We start from the raw sequence: 16,921 nt of genomic DNA on the forward strand, positions 1-16,921 counted from the left end.
CGCCGGCGCCGTTCGCGCCAGGCCTGGAGCCACCATGCATTCCCCAAGTGATTCTTCTGTTTTCAGATGGGCCGCCGTCGCCGCGATCGCGGCCGGCGCGCTGCTCGCCACGGGTGCCGCCAGCGCGCGCACGAGCTGGTCGGTGCAGATCGGCACGCCCGGCGCGGTCTATGCGCCGCCGTACTACGTGCCGCCGCCCGTCTATGCGTACCCGGCCCCGATCTACTACGAACCGCCACCGCCGCGGGCCTACTACCGTCCGCCGCCGCCCGTGTACTACCGGCCGGCCCCGATCTACGTCCCGCCGCGCGGGCGCCTGTACTACGGTCCCGGCTATCCCTACCGTGCGCCGAACGATGACGACGAGGATGACGACCGCGATTGACCGGCGATCCGCAAGCTTGCAGGCATGCCAATTCTTGGCGTGAACTCTGACGAAAACGTCACATTCAGTCACATTTGTAAGATCAAAGAATTCATTTCATGCCTGCGAGAGGGTTGAGGCCCGGGGCATGACACTTGCCTTGCATCGTTCAACAGGCGCGCAGAGTGCCGAAGGAGCGACAAAAAATGCAGACCAGCGTTCGGCCTTTCACCGATGTCGAGGCCGCCATTGCGGCGGTGGAGGCCCTGGACGGCGAACTCCGTAAGTTCGAGCTGGCCGTGGGGGACAACCTCCAGGACAGCATCGGCCTGCAGATGGCGCAGATCACCGACCGTGCGCTCGCACGCGGCTGGGAACCCAGCGGCTTCATCCAGAAGGAAGGTTTTCGCCTCTACCGCTACCGCGCGATGCGCTGAAGGGCGATAGAAGGCCGGGTCAGCTGGGCGCGAGGATGCGCTCGAGCGCCCCGATGTCGATGGGCTTTTGCAGGTGGTGGTCGAACAGCACCTCGCCCGGCGCCGCATTCGCCGCGTCCCGTTCCGAAAAACCAGAAATCGCCACCAGCAGCCGCGGCGTGCCTTCGGCAGCCGTGGCACGCAGCCGCCGCGCCACCTCGGTGCCCGGGAAATCGGGCAGGGTAAGGTCGATCAGCGCCGCATCGAAGCGCTCGCCGGCCGCTGCGTCCAGCGCCTGTTGCGCCGTGTAGGTGCAGCGGGCAGTGTGATCCTGCAGCGTCAGCAGCTCCCGCAGCAGGTCGGCCGCGGCCTCGTTGTCGTCGACGATCAGCACATTCACAGTTGTTTTCTCTCGGCATCCATTGATTGCGATCCCGCAGTATCGACGCTGCGCCTACCGGAATCCGTAACAGAGGCCTTGTTTGTTACTTCCCGCTGTCGGCCGAGGCGGGCGGTGGCTGCTGCAGCGGCAGCTCGACGAAAAAGCGCGCGCCGTGGCCCGGCGTGCTCTCCACGCCGATGCGGCCCGCGTGCAGGCTCACGATCTTGTGCGTGATGTACAGCCCCAGGCCCAGGCCGGCCGCGTGCTTGCGGCTGACGTCGGTGCGTTCGAACTGCTCGAAGATGCGCTGGTGGTCCTCGGGCGAGATGCCAATGCCCTGATCGCGCACGCTCACGACCGCCTGGTCGCCATCCTGGCGCACCGTCATCTCGACCGGCTTGCCGCCGCCGTAGCGCAGCGCGTTGGTCAGCAGGTTGGTCAGCACCTGTTCGATGCGGAACTCGTCCCACACGCCGCGCAGCGCCGGGGGCGCGTCCAGGCTGATGGTGCAGCCCGCGGCCTCGGCCTGGTGGCGCAGGTTGTCGACCACGGCGCGGGCCAGCTCGGCCAGGTCGACCGGCTTGGTCTGGATCGACAGCGCGTCGCGCCGCAGCCGCGTCACGTCGAGCATGTCGTCGATGAGCCGCACCATGTTGCGGATCTGGCGCTGGTCGCGCTCGATCATGGTGGGCAGCTTCTCGGGCGAGAAGCTGTCGAGCTTGCCCTTGGACAGGTGCAGCTGCCGCAACTGCGCCTCCAGGTAGAGCGTGTTCAGCGGCGTGCGCAGCTCGTGCGACACCATCGACATGAAGTCGTCGCGCATGCGCACCGCGCGCTCCAGCTCGCGCTGCGTGTGCTGCAGCTGCTGCACCAGCTCTTCCTGCTTGCGGTGCGCGGCGGCCAGCGATTCCATTTCGTGGCGCAGCGCCTTGCGGTGCTGGTGCAGGTCGACGAACACGCTCACCTTGCTGACCACCGCATGCGGATCGAGCGGCTTGTGCAGGAAGTCGACCGCGCCGCTTTCGTAGCCCTGGAAGGCGTAGTTCATCTCGCGCCCGGCGGCGCTCACGAAGATGATCGGGATGTGCCGCGTGCGCTCGGTGCCGCGCATCAGCTCGGCCAGCTCGAAGCCGTTCATGCCGGGCATCTGCACGTCGACGATGGCGAGCGCGAATTCGTGCTCCAGCAGCAGCGCCAGCGCGGCCTCGGCCGAACCGGCGCGGTACACCAGCCGCCCGGGCGCGCGAATCAGCGCCTCGAGCGCCAGCAGGTTCTCGGGCAGGTCGTCGACGATCAGCAGCTTGCTTTCGACCTCAATGGGCATGGGCGGGCTCCAGTAGCTGCAGCAGGATGCGCAGGTCGCGCAGCCGAAGCACGTGGTCGGGGGCGTGGCGCGCAATGGCGGCGAGGGGCATGGTGGGAACCAGGGCTTCTTTCGGGTCTTGCACGGCGGTGAGTCCGCCGGCGCGGTGGATGCGCAGCAGGCCTTCGGCGCCGTCCTCGTTGGCGCCGGTCATGAGAAAGCCGGCCACCGAGGGCCCGTAGGCATCGGCGGCCGAGGCCATGAGCACGTCGATGGACGGGCGCGAGAACAGCACGGGCGGCTCGCAGCTCAATGAAAAGCGGCGCCCGCGCTCGATCGACAGGTGGTAGCCCGGCGGCGCGAAGTACAGGCAGCCGTCCACCAGCGGCATCTTGTCGAGCGCCTCGTGCACGGGAATCGGCAGGCGCTGCGCGAAGATCTCGGCCAGGTGGCTCTCGTGCGATTCGGGCAGGTGCAGCACCACCGCCATCGGAATGCGCCAGTTGGCCGGCAGGCCGTCGAGCACCGCGCTGAGCGCGTCGATGCCGCCGGCCGAGGCGCCGAGCACCACGGCTTCGACGCGGCGAACCGGAAACGGACGGTGCTGCGTGCCGGCGCGCTTCATGCGACCTTGCGGTAGATGCGCTCGGCGCGCGCGTGGGCGTCGAAGCGGTCGGCGTAGCCCGAGAAGTCGATGCTCTCCTTCGAGCCCAGGCCGAGAAAACCGCGATGCGACAGCGACTCATGGAACAGCCCGAGCGCGCGGTCCTGCAGCTGGCGGTTGAAGTAGATCAGCACGTTGCGGCACGACACCAGTTGCGTCTCGGCGAACACGCTGTCGGTGGCCAGGCTGTGGTCGGCAAAGATCACGTCGGCGCACAGCGAGGGGTCGAAGCGCGCGGCCTCGTAGGCGGCCGTGTAGTAGTCGGAGAACGCGCTCAGGCCGCCCGCGCGCTGGTAGTTGGCCGTGTAGCCGCGGATGGCCTCGAGCGGAAAGATGCCCTGGCGCGCCTTCTCGAGCGAGGCCGGGTTGATGTCGGTGGCGTAGATCTGCGTGCGCTCGAGCAGGCCTTCCTCGCGCAGCAGGATGGCCAGCGAGAACACCTCTTCGCCCGTGCTGCAGCCCGCGACCCACACCTTGACCGACGGGTAGGTGTGCAGGATCGGCACCACGTGCCGGCGCAGCGCCAGGAAGTAGGCCGGGTCGCGGAACATCTCGCTCACCGGAATGGTCAGGAACTGCAGCAGCTGGCCGAACAGCGCCGCGTCGCGCAGCACGCGGTCTTGCAGCGCCGAGATGCTGGGCAGCTCGAGCTGCTCCAGCGCATACAGCACGCGGCGCTTCTGCGAGGCCGTGGTGTAGTTGCGGAAGTCGTAGCTGTACTTGAGGTAGATGGCCTCCATCAGCAGGCGCAGCTCGATCTCGGTGTCGCTCAGCGGCTGGGGCTGCATGGGGGCGGTGGCCGGGTTCTGAAGCGCGGCGGGGAGGGGCTTGCGGGTCACAGGCGCTCCATCTTCGGCATCCACACGCGCAACAGCGAGAACAGGCGCTCCAGGTCGACCGGCTTGGCCAGGTAGTCGCTGGCGCCGGCGGCCAGGCATTGATCGCGGTCGTCCTTCATGGCCTTGGCGGTGATGGCGATCACCGGCATCTTCGCGAAGCGCGGGTCGGCGCGCAGGCGGCGCGTGGCTTCCAGGCCGTCCATCTCCGGCATCATCACGTCCATCAGCACGAGGTCGATCTCGCTGACCTGGTCCAGCCGCTCCAGCGCCTCGCGGCCGTTGCGCCCGATCTCGACGGTGGCGCCGCGCTGCTCCAGCGCGCTGGTGAGCGCGAAGATGTTGCGCACGTCGTCGTCCACCAGGAGGATGGTGCGGCCCTCGAAGATGCGGTCGCGCCCGCGCGCCGTCTTCAGCATGCCCTGGCGTTCGCTGGACAGCGAGGCCTCCACCTTGTGCAGGAACAGCGTCACCTCGTCGAGCAGACGTTCGGGCGAGCGCGCGCCCTTGATGATGATCGAGCGCGAGTAGCGCTGCAGCTCGGTTTCTTCGTCGCGCGTGAGGTTGCGCCCGGTGTAGACGATGACCGGCGGGAACGACACGATCTCTTCCGCCGCCATGGCCTTGAGCAGCTCGCTGCCCTGCATGTCGGGCAGCCGCAGGTCGGTGATCATGCAGTCGAACACGCGCGTGCGCAGCAGCGCCAGCGCTTCCTCGCCGGAGCCGACCGCGACGATCTCGATGTCGTCGTCGCCGATCAGCCGGATCACGCTCTCGCGCTGCAAGGCGTCGTCTTCCACCAGCAGCACGACCTTGACCTTCTGCGTGAGCTTTTCTTCCAGCCGGCCGAACACCTTGGTCAGCTCTTCGCGCGTGGCCGGCTTCAGCGCGAAGCCGATGGCGCCCATGTGCAGCGCGGCGGCCTGCGCGTTGTCGGCGGCCGAGACCACGTGGATCGGGATGTGGCGCGTGTGCGGCGAGTCCTTGAGCTTTTGCAGCACGTCCAGGCCGGTGCTGTCGGGCAGGCGCATGTCCAGCAGGATCGCGTCGGGCACGAACTGCGTGGCCAGCTCGAAGCCGTCGGCTGCGCCGTGCGCCACCAGGCAGCGGTAGCCCAGCTCGTGCGCCAGGTCGTACAGGATGTGGGCGAACTGCGGCTCGTCCTCGATGACCAGCACGCGGCGCACCTGGTCGCGCGGAATCGAGCGGTCGTCCGCGAAGCGCGGGGCCGGCACCACGGGCGCCGGGGCAGGGGGCGCGAGCGGCGGTGGCGACAGCACGGCGGGCGCATGCGAGGGCGAGGCGCTCGACACCGAACGCAGCGTGCCCACCGGCACGGCCGGCGCCGGCATCGTCTGCGGCGCGCGCGGCGGCAGCTGCAGCGTGAAGGTGCTGCCCTGGCCGGCTTCGCTCTTCACCGTCAGCGAGCCGCCCAGCAGTTGCGTGAGGTCGCGCGAGATCGACAGGCCCAGCCCCGTGCCGCCGTAGCGCCGGCTGGTGGTGCCGTCGGCCTGGCGAAAGGCCTCGAAGATCAGCTCGTGCTGCTGCGGATCGATGCCGATGCCCGAGTCGTGCACCGCAAAGGCCGCGCCGCCGTCGGCCGTGGCCGACACCGTGAGTGCCACTTCACCGCGCTCGGTGAACTTGATCGCGTTCGACAGCAGGTTCTTGAGGATCTGTTCCACGCGCTGCCGGTCGGTGACCAGCAGGGCCGGCGCGTCGGGCCGCAGCTCCAGGCGGAACTCCAGGTTCTTGTCGGTCGCGAGCGGGCGGAAGGTGCTTTCCAGGCTCTGGGCCAGCTTGTCGAGCGGCACCTCCTCGGGCACCAGTTCGAGCTTGCCGGCCTCGACCTTGGCGATGTCCAGGATGTCGTTGATCAGCACCAGCAGATCGTTGCCCGAGGCGTAGATCGATTCCGCGAACTTCACCTGCTCCAGCGACAGGTTGCCCTGCGGGTTGTCGCCCAGCAGCTTGGCCAGGATGAGCGCACTGTTCAGCGGCGTGCGCAGTTCGTGCGACATGTTCGCCAGGAACTCCGACTTGTAGCGGCTGGCGCGCTGCAGCTCGTCGGCGCGGTCTTCCAGGTCGCGCTGCACGCGGCGCAGGGCGGTGTTGCGCTGGTCGAGCGCTTCGGTGCGTTCCGACAGCTGGCTGTTGGTCTGCTCCAGCTCGGCCTGCTGGTTCTCCAGCATGGCCTGCGAGGCACGCAGGGCGCGCGACTGTTCTTCGAGCTCTTCATTGGCGGTGCGCAGCTCTTCCTGCTGCACCTGCAGTTCCTCGTTGAGCTGCTGCGTTTCGGCCAGCACGTCCTGCAATTGCTCGCGGTAGCGCGCCGCCGCCAGCGAGGTGCCGATGTCGTCGGCCACGAGGTCGAACAGCTGCTCGCTGCGCGCGTCGGGCGTGCCCGGCAGGCCGAGTTCGAGCACGCCGTTGACGGCGCCATCGGCCGCCACCGGCAGCAGCAGCACGGCCTTGGGCGTCATCTCGCCGAGGCCGGAATTCACCTTCAGGTAATCGGCCTGCACCGGATCGATCAGCATGCGGCGCTGCTCGGCTGCCGCCTGGCCGACCAGGCTTTCGGTGGGGGAGAACACCTGCGGCGAGGCTTCGGCCTCGCTGGAGAAACCGTAGCTCGCGGCGCGGCGCAGCGGGCCGTGGCGCTCGCGCACATAGAGCGCGCCGACCGAGCTGCCGAGGTGGCGCGAGAAGAACGCCAGGATCTTGCGGCCCATGTCCGGCGCGCTGAGTTCGCCGACCAGCTCGCCCACCAGCTCGGTCTGCGCATTGCGCAGCCAGGCCTCCTGCGACAGCCGCTCGGCGTGCGCCGCCTGTTCGCCCAGCACCACGTCGTAGCTGTCGGACAGGCGCATCAGCTGCCGGCGACCGAAGAACGCCACCAGGCCCGAGTACACCAGCGTGAAGAGAAGGAACAGCCCGACCACCCACCAGCTGGTGCGGTTGGCCTCGGTGTTGCGCTGGAAGCGCAGCGTCTGCTCGGTGTCCATGAAGGCCGTGAACTCGGCGCGCAGGTCGTCGGTCAGGCGCTTGCCGCGGCCCAGCCGGACGGTGGCCTGCGGATCGACGCCGTTGCGCCGCGCCTCGATCATTTCCCGCGCGAAGCTCAGCCACGACTCCTGCAAGCCGACGATGCGGTCGACACGCTCCACCTGCTGGCGGTTGTCCGACACCTGGCGGCGCAGCGCGTCGGTGTCGGCCTTCAGGCGCGGCAGGGCGGACTGGTAGGGCTCGAGAAAGCTCTCCTCGCCGGTGATCAGGAAGCCGCGCATGCCCGTTTCCATGTCGATGGAACGGCGTTGCAGTTCGCTGGCGGCGCGCGTGACCTGGTCGGTGTGCTCGACCCAGCTCAGGCTCGTCAGCAGATACAGGATCAGCGCGACGAACGCCACGGCGCCGATCAGTCCGCCCAGCAGCGGCAGCTTGAGGTTGCGGCTGAGCAGGCGGTCGAATTCGACGGGGTCGATCGCGGAGGGAGTTTTCATGAATGCATTTGTAAGCAAAACTTGTCAAGTCTTGCCGAAAAAGATCATTTGACCTGTCGGAGAAGGCCTCGATACCGATTTGTGTGACGTATTGCCGCATTCGGCGCTCGCTATACTGTGATTTCATCCAGTATCGGCAGCATGCCTTCCGACCTCCATTCCGCTCCGTCAGCCGCCGTTTCGGCGGCGCACGTCGTGTCCGTCAAGGCCCTGTGCGCCTTCGGCGCGAAGGCGGGCGATCTCGACCTGCGCTTCGTGCCCGCGCCCAGCGCGCTCGAAGGCATGGCCGGCCACGCGCTGGTGCAGGCCCGGCGCGGCGGCGACTACCAGAGCGAGGTGCCGCTGGCCACCACCTGCGGCACGCTGCGCGTGCGCGGCCGGGCCGACGGCTACGACCCGGCGCAGGCGCGGGTGGAAGAAATCAAGACCTTCCGCGGCGATTTCGAGGCCATCCGCGCCAACCACCGCGCGCTGCACTGGGCCCAGGTGCGCTGCTACGGCTGGATGCTGTGCGAGCAGGAAGGGCACGAGCAGCTGACCGTCGCGCTGGTCTACCTCGACCTGGCCAGCGGCGACGAGACGGTGCTCGAAGAGCAGCACACGCGCGACACGCTGCGCACGCACTTCGAGACCCTGTGCGCCTGCTACAGCGACTGGGCGCAACGCGAGGCCGCGCACCGCGGCGCGCTCGACGACGCGCTGGCGCGGCTGGAGTTTCCCCACGCCGACTTTCGCACCGGCCAGCGCGAACTGGCCGAGGCGGTCTACCGCGCCGCCGTGGGCGGGCGCTGCCTGCTGGCGCAGGCGCCCACGGGCATCGGCAAGACGCTGGCCACGCTCTTTCCGCTGCTCAAGGCGCGCGCGGCGCACAAGCTCGACAAGGTGTTCTTCCTCACCGCGAAGACCTCCGGCCGGCCCGTGGCGCTCGACGCCTTGCGCGTGCTGGGGCAGGGCGGCGCGCACCGGCCGCGCGTGCTCGAACTCGCGGCCCGCGAGAAGGTCTGCGAGTACCCCGACCGCGCCTGCCACGGCGAGGCCTGCCCGCTGGCGCGCGGCTTCTACGACCGCCTGCCGGCCGCGCGCGCCGAGGCCGCGCAGGTGAGCTGGCTCGACCGCGAAGCGCTGCGGCGGGTCGCGCTCGCGCACGAGGTGTGCCCCTATTTCCTGGCGCAGGAAATGACGCACTGGAGCGACGTCGTCGTCGGCGACTACAACTACTACTTCGACGGCAGCGCCTTCCTCTTCGCCAGCATGAAGGACGCGAACTGGCGCGTGGCCGTGCTGGTCGACGAGGCCCACAACCTGCTGGAGCGCGCACGCGGCATGTACACCGCCAGGCTCGAAGGCGCGGCGCTGGAAGAAGCGCACCGCGCAGCGCCCGCCGCCGTGCGCGGCCCGCTGGCGCGGCTGTTCCGCGAATGGGACACGCTGCAGCAGGCGCAGACCGCCGGCTACGACACCGCCGACGAGATCCCCGAGCGCTTTTTACGCACGCTGCAGGCCGCCAACACCGCGATGGCCGAACACTTCGCCGCCACGCCCGATGCGGCGCAGGGGCCGCTGCAGCGCTTCTTCTTCGACGCACTGCACTTCGCGCGGCTGGCCGAGGTCTTCGACGACCACTCGGTGTTCGAGCGCACGCTGGGCGCCACGCAGGAACAGCGTGGCCTGGCCATCCGCAACCTCGTGCCCGGGCCGTTTCTCGAAGGTCGCTTCGCGGACGCGGTGTCGGTCACCTGCTTCTCGGGCACGCTCGCGCCGTTCGCGTTCTACCGCGATGCGCTCGGCCTGCCCGAAGACACGGCGCTGCTCGACGTCGAATCGCCGTTTCGCGGCCAGCAGCTGCGCGTCGAGGTGGCGACCGGCGTCTCCACGCGCTTTCGCGACCGCGCCGGCTCGCTGCGCCATGTGACGGACATCATCGGCGCGCAGTTCGAACGCCTGCCCGGCAACTACCTGGCCTTCTTCAGCAGCTTCGACTACCTGGACAAGGCCTGCGCCGCGTTCTCGCTGCGCCACCCCGGCGTGCCCGTCTGGACGCAGACGCGCGGCATGCGCGAAACCGACCGCCACGATTTCGTCGCGCGCTTCGAAGAGGGCGGACAGGGCATCGGCTTCGCCGTGCTCGGCGGTGCCTTCGGCGAAGGCATCGACCTGCCGGGCAGCCGGCTCATCGGCGCCTTCGTCGCCAGCCTGGGGCTGCCGCAATACAACGAACTCAACGAGATCACGCGCGAGCGCATGCAGTCGCGCTTCGGCAAGGGCTACGAGTACACCTACCTCTACCCGGGCCTGCAGAAGGTGGTGCAGGCCGCCGGCCGCGTGATCCGCACCGAGGCCGACACGGGCGTGCTGCACCTGCTCGACGACCGCTTCGCGCGCGCCGAGATCCGCGAGCTGCTGCCGCGCTGGTGGCATGTGCAGCTGGCCGGGGAGGCCGGGCAGGCCGGGGAAAACGATGCGCGCCACCCGACGCCTTGAGCACGCCGGCCAGCCCGACCTGTTCGGCGAGGCGCCCGTGGCGGCCATCGAGGGCCTGCGCTACGAAGCCGGGTTCCTGTCGCGCGACGAGGAGGCCGGCCTGCTGCGCATCGTGCAGGGCCTGCCGCTGAAGGAGATGCGCTACAAGGAATACACGGCGCGCCGGCGCGGCACCAGCTTCGGCGGCAGCTACGACTTCGACACCAACCGCCTCAAGCCCGGCGCGCCGCTGCCCGAGGCGCTGCACCCGCTGCGCGCGAAGGCCGCCGCCTGGGCCGGCCTGGCGCCCGAAGACCTCACCCACGTGCTGATCGCCGAGTACCGCCCCGGCACGCCGCTGGGCTGGCACCGCGACGTGCCCGACTTCGAGGACATCGTCGGCGTCTCGCTGTGCGGCGACGCGGTGATGCAGTTCCGGCCGTATGTGCCTGGCGCGCCCGCGTCGGGGCCGGCCGCGCTCGAATTCCTCATCGAGCCGCGCTCCGTGTACCTGCTGCGCGGACCGGCGCGCTGGGCCTGGCAGCACGCCATCGCACCGACCGAGGCGCTGCGCTACTCGATCACCTTGCGCACCCGCTCGCGCGCCAGACTGCGCTGACGCGCAGCGCCTGCCTCTTCCGACCCACGGCACAAGGCGATGGGCCAGCATGGGAAGCGTCTCAACCTGAAGGAGCGATGCACATGCCACGAGGCGACAAGTCGTCCTACACGGACAAGCAGAAACGCAGGGCCGAGCACATCGAGGCAGGCTACGAGCACCGCGGCGTGGCCAAGGGCGAGGCCGAGCGCCGCGCCTGGGCCACGGTGAATGCCGAGAGCGGCGGCGGCAAGAAGAGCGGCTCGGGCCGCGGCAAGACCGAGAACCATGGCCCCTCGCGCAAGGGCGGCCGCCTGGGTGGCGCCGCCGCGGCGAACCGCACCGCCGCCGAACGCTCGGCGTCCGCGAGGAAGGGCGCCGCCAGGCGCAAGCGCAACGCCGAGAAGCGCGGCTGAGGCTGGTTGCGAATACCAGCCATATCGGCTGTCCGAAAAGCGAAGTCCACCCACCGCGCACCCTGAAAAGCGGACATTCCTTCGCCATCTGTGACGGCAGCCGGACAACTTGCATCGGCCCCGCGCCGGCGCGGCCCCGCACGAAGTCGCCAGCTTGCGCGACGTTGGCCGGAACGCACGCGCTACACCGCCCAACCTCGGTCATTCCGCCTTCTTTTCGCACGCGTTCCGGGCGTTTGCCGGGGCGCGTTCGCGTCGATACGATCCGCCGCCTTGCCCTCCAGAAAGGAACGCGCGGGTGCCTCCCTCGAACGTTTTCTCCCCCACGACCGCGCCAGTCGCCGCAGGTGCCGATGCCGGTGCCAACGCGGACTGGCAGCAGCGCAGCCGCCGCCATGTCTGGCACCCCTGCACCCAGAGCATCCGCCTCGACGTGGCGCCGCCGCTGCCCATCGCGCGCGGCGAGGGCGTCTGGCTGACCGACCACGAAGGCCGGCGCTACCTCGACGCCACCAGCTCGTGGTGGGTCAACCTGTTCGGCCATGCACACCCGGCGATCAACGCCGCACTGAAGGCGCAGCTGGACACGCTGCCGCACGTGATGCTCGCGGGCTGCACGCACGCGCCGGCGGTCGAGCTGGCCGAGCGGCTGGCGGCGCTCACGGGCGATGCGCTGGGTCATTGCTTCTATGCCTCCGACGGCGCCTCGGCCGTGGAGATCGCGCTCAAGATGAGCTTCCACGCCTGGCGCAACGCGGGCCGCGCCGGCAAGCGCCGCTTCGTCGCGCTGCGCGGCGGCTACCACGGCGAGACGCTGGGCGCGCTGCACGTCACCGACGTGCCCGTGTTCCGCGACGCCTATGCACCGCTGCTCGCCAGCGCGCACCTCGTGGCCTCGCCCGACGCGCGCGCCGCGCGGCCCGGCGAAGACGCCGCCGCCGTGGCGAACCGCGCCGCCGACGAGCTCGAGGCGCTCCTGGCCGCGCAGCACGACAGCATCGCCGCCGTGATCGTCGAGCCGCTGGTGCAGTGCGCCACCGGCATGGCGATGCACGACCCGGCCTACCTGCGCCGCGTGCGCGCGCTGTGCGACTGCTTCGGCGTGCACCTGATCGCCGACGAGATCGCGGTCGGCTGCGGGCGCACCGGCACCTTCTTCGCCTGCGAGCAGGCCGGCATCTGGCCCGACTTCCTGTGCCTGTCGAAGGGCATCAGCGGCGGCTACCTGCCGCTGGCGCTGGTGATGACGCGCGAGGCCATCTACCAGAGCTTCGTCGACGACGACGCCGCGCGCAGCTTCCTGCATTCGCATTCCTACACCGGCAACGCGCTGGCCTGCCGCGCGGCGCTCGCCACGCTCGATCTGTTCGAGCAGGAAGACGCGCTGAACCGCAACCTCTCGCGGTCCGCGCGCCTGCTGGCGCGGCTGCGCGAAGGGCTGGCCGGCCAAGCGATCGACCACCTGCGCCAGCGCGGAATGATCACGGCCTTCGACGTGCGCGAGCCCGGTGTGCGCTTCGCCGAGCGCTTCCACCTCGCGGCGCGCGACCACGGCCTGCTGATGCGGCCCATCGGCGCCACCGTGTACCTGATGCCGCCGTACGCCATTGCGGACGGCGAGATCGATCAACTGGTGGACGGCACGCTCGCGACGCTCGAAGCCGTCACCACCGCATCCGGCGCCGTCGCCGAAGAAGGAGCCCGCGATGCTGCGCTTGCTTGAACGCCTGCAGGACGAGATCACCGCGCTCGACGCGCGCTCGCTGCGCCGCCGCCGGCAGATCGCCGAGACCGCCTGCGCGCCCGAGCAGATCCTCACGCTGGCCGGCGCCGCCGCGCCGCGCACCATGCTCGGCTTCAGCAGCAACGACTACCTGGGCCTGGCCGCGCACCCCGCGCTGGCCGAGGCGCTGGCCGAAGGCGCGGCGCGCTACGGCACGGGCAGCGGCGGCTCGCACCTCATCCTGGGCCACTCGCGCGCCCATGCGCAGCTCGAGGAGCGGCTGGGCGAATGGATGGCGCCGCACATTCCCGATGCGCGCAGCCTGTTCTTCTGCACCGGCTACATGGCCAACCTGGCGGTGCTGTCGGCGCTGGGCGACGGCGAGGCGGTGATCTTCTCGGAGACGCTGAACCACGCCTCGCTGATCGACGGCGCGCGGCTGGCCCGTGCCCGCGTGGAACGCTACCCGCACTGCGACCTGCAGGCGCTCGACGCGCAACTGGCGGCCTGCGACGCGCCGGTCAAGATCATCGTGAGCGACGCCGTCTTCAGCATGGACGGCCACATCGCCCCGGTCGCGGGCCTGCTGGCGCTGGCTGAGCAGCACGACGCCTGGCTGGTGATCGACGACGCGCACGGCTTCGGCGTGCTCGGCGCCACCGGGCGCGGCGCGCTGCAGGCGCTGGCGCTGCGCTCGGAGCGGCTGGTGCTGATCGGCACGCTGGGCAAGGCGGCCGGCGTGTCGGGCGCCTTCGTGGCGGCGCACCGCACGGTGATCGACTTCCTGGTGCAGCGCGCGCGGCCCTACATCTTCACCACGGCAGCGCCGCCAGCGGTGGCGCATGCGCTGCTCACCAGCCTCGCGCTCATCGAGGGCGAGGAGGGCATGCGCCGCCGCGCCCAGCTGCGCGCCCGCATCACCCAGCTGCGCAACGGCCTCAGGCAGGTGCTGCCGGCCGACGGCAGCGCCTGGCTGGCCGATTCGCCGACCGCGATCCAGCCGCTCATCGTGGGCGATAACGCGCGTGCCATGCAGACCATGGAACGGCTCGACGCACACGGCCTGCGCGTGGGCGCGATCCGTCCGCCCACGGTGCCCGCCGGCACCGCGCGGCTGCGCATCGCGCTGTCGGCCAGCCACACCGAGGCCGACGTGGCGCGGCTCATCGGCGCGCTCGGCGAGGCCCTGGCCGAACCGTGGCCGGAGGCGGCATGACGACGGCGGCAACAGCGACACAGCGCCGCTGGTTCGTTACCGGCACCGACACCGGCGTGGGCAAGACGCTGGTGAGCAGCGCCATGCTCGCGCTGCTGGCCGCCTCGGGCCTGCGTGCGGTGGGCATGAAGCCGGTGGCGGCGGGGCTCGATGCCATCGACGGCGAATGGCGCAACGAAGACGTCGAGCGCCTGCAGGCGGCCGGCAACGTCGACGCGCCGCTGGCCTGGCGCTGCCCCTATGTGCTGAAGGCGCCGATGTCGCCGCACCTGGCGGCGCGGGAAGAGGGCGTGCAGGTCGCGCTGCCCGTGCTGCTCGATGCCTTCGAGCGGCTGTCGGCGCAGGCCGATGCGGTGGTGGTGGAAGGCGTGGGCGGCTTCTGCGTGCCGCTGGGCGACGACCTCGACACCGCCGACCTCGCGGTGGCGTTGGGCCTGCCCGTGATCCTCGTGGTCGGGCTGCGGCTGGGCTGCCTCAACCATGCGCTGCTCACCGCCGAGGCGATCCGCGCGCGCGGGCTGGTGCTGGCCGGCTGGGTCGCGAGCGTGGTCGAGCCGCAGATGCTTTCGCCCGAAGGCAACCTGCAGACGCTGCGCGCCCGGCTCGGTGCGCCGCTGCTGGGCGTGGTGCCGCACCTGGCCGCGCCCTCGGCGGCGCGCGCCGCCGAACACCTCGACCTGCGCGCGCTGCGGGCCAGCGCGGCCCATGCCGCGCGTCGCACCGAGGCCCCGCTCGTGTCAGCCGCGACGGCCTGAATCGGCCAGCCGCTGGGCGCGCACGCCGCCCTGACGCGCCAGCATCCAGCCCGGGTACTCGGGCGCCAGCGCGCTGGCCTTGTCGATCGCCGCGAGCTCGTCGGCCGTGAGCCGCACCTCGGTGGCGGCGATGTTGTCGTCCAGCTGGTCGATGCGCTTGGCGCCGACGATCACGCTGGTCACCACCGGCTGGTGCAGCAACCAGGCCAGCGCGATCTGCGCCACCGACACGCCGCGCGGCTCGGCGAACTGGCGCATGAGGTCGATGCAGTCGTAGGCGCGTTCCACGTTCACCGGCGGAAAGTCGAAGCTCGCGCGGCGGCTGCCTTGCGCGGTGGCGGTGTGGCGGTCGACCTTGCCGCTGAGCAGGCCGCCGGCCAGCGGGCTCCAGACCATCAGGCCGAGCTGTTCGCTGCGCAGCATCGGCACCAGCTCGCGCTCCAGGTCGCGCCCGGCCACGGTGTAGTAGGCCTGCAGCGACTCGAAGCGCGCCAGCCGGTCGCGCTCGGCGATGCCCAGCGCCTTGGCGATCTGCCACGCGGCCCAGTTCGACACGCCCACGTAGCGCACGTGGCCCTGGCGCACGAGGTCGTCGAGCGCGCGCACCGTTTCCTCGATGGGCGTGATCGGGTCGATGCCGTGGATCTGGTACAGGTCGATGTGGTCCAGCTGCAGCCGCTTCAGGCTGGCCTTCACGCCGTCCATGATGTGGTAGCGCGAGGCGCCGGCCGAGTTCACGCCCTTGCTGCCGGTTTCGCCCAGCACCTTGGTGGCGACCACCACACGGTCGCGCGGCACCTTCAGGTTCTTCAGCGCCTGGCCGGTGATGGTTTCGGACAGGCCCTCGGAGTACACGTCGGCCGTGTCGATGAAGTTGATGCCGGCGTCGAGCGAGCGGGCGATGAGGCCTTCGGCCTCGCCTTGCTGCAGCTGGCCGATGTGGTCCCAGATGCCCGGCGCGCCGCCGAAGGTCATCGTGCCGAGGCAGAGTTCGGAAACCAGGAGGCCGGTGCGGCCGAATTGGCGGTATTGCATCGAAAGTTGTCCTTTGGGTGGGGAGGGGCCGTCCGGCCTGACGGGTGGCCGGCGGTTGCGAAAAAGTATCCCGCCGGCGCGCCCCGGCGGGCGAGCGCGTTTCTGCAAAGTCTTTGCCTATTTCTCCAGACCTCGTGCGCAGGCCGTGCGAAGGAGAGGATGCGACGCTAAGCTGCGGGCAGCCCAATCCTCCATGGCTGCTACCGCGGCCGCTCTCCTTTGTCAGAGGCCTACCCATGTCTGATGAAACCCCCGACACCGCCACCGTCCTCGCCATGCCGATGCCGCTGGAACCCGAACTCGATGCCGCCCGCGAAAAGCTGGTGCAGCTCATCCGTCACATCACGCGCGGGCAGGACGGCACGGTCGAATGCGCCGTGCCCGGCCTGCAGGTGCACTGCATCAGCAAGCCCGACGGCCCCAAGCACGGCTTCGCGACGCCGGCGCTGGGCCTCATCGCGCAGGGCTCCAAGCGGATCATCGTGGGCGACGACATCTACGTGTACGACCCCATGAACTACCTCGTCACCTCGGTCGACCTGCCGGTGTGCGGCCAGGTGTGCGTGACCAGCGAGAACGAGCCCTACCTGGGCGTGCGGCTGGAGCTGGCGCTCGATGAAATCGGCGACCTCATCGGCGACGAAAAGCTGCCGGCCAAGGCCAACGCGCCGGCCTCGCGCGGCATGTACGTCAACCGCATCGCCATGCCGGTGCTGGAGCCCGTGCTGCGTCTGCTGCGGCTGCTCGACACGCCCGAAGACATTCCGATCATGGCGCCGCTCATCAAGCGCGAGATCATGTACCGCCTGCTGGTGAACGGCGAGGGCGCGCGACTGCGCCAGATCGCGCTGCACGACAGCCACACGCAGCGCATCGCGAAAGCCATCAGCGCGCTGCGCACCAACTACGCGCAGTCGCTGCGCGTGGAAGACATGGCGCGCGCGGTGCACATGAGCGTGTCGTCGTTCCACCACCACTTCAAGGCCGTGACGGCGATGAGCCCGCTGCAGTACCAGAAGCAGCTGCGCCTGCAGGAGGCGCGCCGCCAGATGCTGATCGCCGGCACCGACGTGGCCAGCGCCGCGCACAACGTGGGCTACGAAAGCCCCTCGCAGTTCGCGCGCGAGTACGGTCGCATGTTCGGCGCGCCGCCGCTGCGCGACAAGCGCCGCTGGCTCGGCGAGGCCGGCAACGACGCGACTTCGATGGAAGCCGCGTAGGCCCGGGGCCCCGCGCGAGGGGTCTTTCAACAT

At 70.1% G+C, this 16,921-nt stretch carries 15 protein-coding genes; 9 read left to right on the plus strand and 6 right to left on the minus strand.

Annotated features, from left to right (window positions below; genetic code table 11):
* Nucleotides 1-34 precede the first annotated feature (34 nt).
* Both AC1RAA_RS03905 and AC1RAA_RS03910 read left to right on the plus strand, forming a co-directional pair.
* The gene (locus AC1RAA_RS03905; protein WP_492726589.1) at nt 35-385 is read left to right on the plus strand and encodes a hypothetical protein; all 351 of its coding nucleotides are present in this window, start codon (nt 35-37) and stop codon (nt 383-385) included.
* Between the two features lie 185 nt (nt 386-570).
* The gene (locus AC1RAA_RS03910; RefSeq protein WP_070060568.1) at nt 571-801 is read left to right on the plus strand and encodes a hypothetical protein; all 231 of its coding nucleotides are present in this window, start codon (nt 571-573) and stop codon (nt 799-801) included.
* Between the two features lie 19 nt (nt 802-820).
* On the opposite strand, the gene AC1RAA_RS03915 is transcribed toward AC1RAA_RS03910, so the two are convergent.
* The 5 genes from AC1RAA_RS03915 to AC1RAA_RS03935 form a co-directional block, all read right to left on the minus strand.
* Nucleotides 821-1,174 carry a response regulator gene (locus tag AC1RAA_RS03915; protein WP_454900534.1) on the minus strand — a complete coding sequence of 118 codons (354 nt, stop codon included), beginning with the start codon at nt 1,172-1,174 and terminating at the stop codon, nt 821-823.
* A gap of 91 nt (nt 1,175-1,265) precedes the next feature.
* Entirely contained in the window at nt 1,266-2,486 is a 1,221-nt protein-coding gene (locus AC1RAA_RS03920; protein WP_492726592.1) for a hybrid sensor histidine kinase/response regulator, read from the minus strand.
* Complete coding sequence (locus AC1RAA_RS03925; RefSeq protein ID WP_062480044.1) at nt 2,476-3,090, minus strand: chemotaxis protein CheB; 615 nt, start codon at nt 3,088-3,090, stop codon at nt 2,476-2,478. Before AC1RAA_RS03925 ends, AC1RAA_RS03920 begins: the two co-directional genes overlap by 11 nt.
* A complete protein-coding gene (locus tag AC1RAA_RS03930) occupies nt 3,087-3,917 on the minus strand; it encodes a CheR family methyltransferase (protein ID WP_062480071.1) in 831 nt (276 codons plus the stop codon). The genes AC1RAA_RS03925 and AC1RAA_RS03930 overlap by 4 nt, the downstream gene beginning before the upstream one ends.
* Nucleotides 3,918-3,964: 47 nt before the next feature.
* Nucleotides 3,965-7,465 carry a response regulator gene (locus AC1RAA_RS03935; RefSeq protein ID WP_492726594.1) on the minus strand — a complete coding sequence of 1,167 codons (3,501 nt, stop codon included), beginning with the start codon at nt 7,463-7,465 and terminating at the stop codon, nt 3,965-3,967.
* A gap of 141 nt (nt 7,466-7,606) precedes the next feature.
* Here AC1RAA_RS03935 and AC1RAA_RS03940 point away from each other — a divergent pair, with 141 nt between their 5' ends.
* From AC1RAA_RS03940 to bioD, 6 genes are all read left to right on the plus strand, one after another.
* A complete protein-coding gene (locus tag AC1RAA_RS03940; RefSeq protein ID WP_492726596.1) occupies nt 7,607-9,946 on the plus strand; it encodes an ATP-dependent DNA helicase in 2,340 nt (779 codons plus the stop codon).
* Complete coding sequence (locus AC1RAA_RS03945; RefSeq protein WP_492726598.1) at nt 9,924-10,544, plus strand: alpha-ketoglutarate-dependent dioxygenase AlkB; 621 nt, start codon at nt 9,924-9,926, stop codon at nt 10,542-10,544. Before AC1RAA_RS03940 ends, AC1RAA_RS03945 begins: the two co-directional genes overlap by 23 nt.
* Before the next feature lie 83 nt (nt 10,545-10,627).
* Nucleotides 10,628-10,939, plus strand: a complete 312-nt coding sequence (locus tag AC1RAA_RS03950; protein ID WP_492726600.1) for a plasmid stabilization protein — start codon at nt 10,628-10,630, stop codon at nt 10,937-10,939.
* 298 nt (nt 10,940-11,237) lie between these two features.
* A complete protein-coding gene (locus AC1RAA_RS03955; RefSeq protein WP_492726602.1) occupies nt 11,238-12,662 on the plus strand; it encodes an adenosylmethionine--8-amino-7-oxononanoate transaminase in 1,425 nt (474 codons plus the stop codon).
* Complete coding sequence (bioF, locus tag AC1RAA_RS03960) at nt 12,646-13,878, plus strand: 8-amino-7-oxononanoate synthase (RefSeq protein WP_492726604.1); 1,233 nt, start codon at nt 12,646-12,648, stop codon at nt 13,876-13,878. Before AC1RAA_RS03955 ends, bioF begins: the two co-directional genes overlap by 17 nt.
* Complete coding sequence (gene bioD / locus AC1RAA_RS03965; protein WP_492726606.1) at nt 13,875-14,633, plus strand: dethiobiotin synthase; 759 nt, start codon at nt 13,875-13,877, stop codon at nt 14,631-14,633. Before bioF ends, bioD begins: the two co-directional genes overlap by 4 nt.
* Here bioD and AC1RAA_RS03970 read toward each other — a convergent pair.
* A complete protein-coding gene (locus tag AC1RAA_RS03970) occupies nt 14,616-15,668 on the minus strand; it encodes an aldo/keto reductase (RefSeq protein ID WP_492726608.1) in 1,053 nt (350 codons plus the stop codon). The two genes, bioD and AC1RAA_RS03970, sit on opposite strands and share 18 nt — an antisense overlap.
* Nucleotides 15,669-15,904: 236 nt before the next feature.
* On the opposite strand from AC1RAA_RS03970, the gene AC1RAA_RS03975 reads away from it, so the two are divergent.
* Nucleotides 15,905-16,888, plus strand: coding sequence for an AraC family transcriptional regulator (locus AC1RAA_RS03975; RefSeq protein ID WP_492726610.1), 984 nt, complete (start codon nt 15,905-15,907; stop codon nt 16,886-16,888).
* The last annotated feature ends 33 nt before the right edge of the window (nt 16,889-16,921 follow it).

This window comes from Variovorax sp. GW823-FHT04F07 (assembly GCF_058795995.1).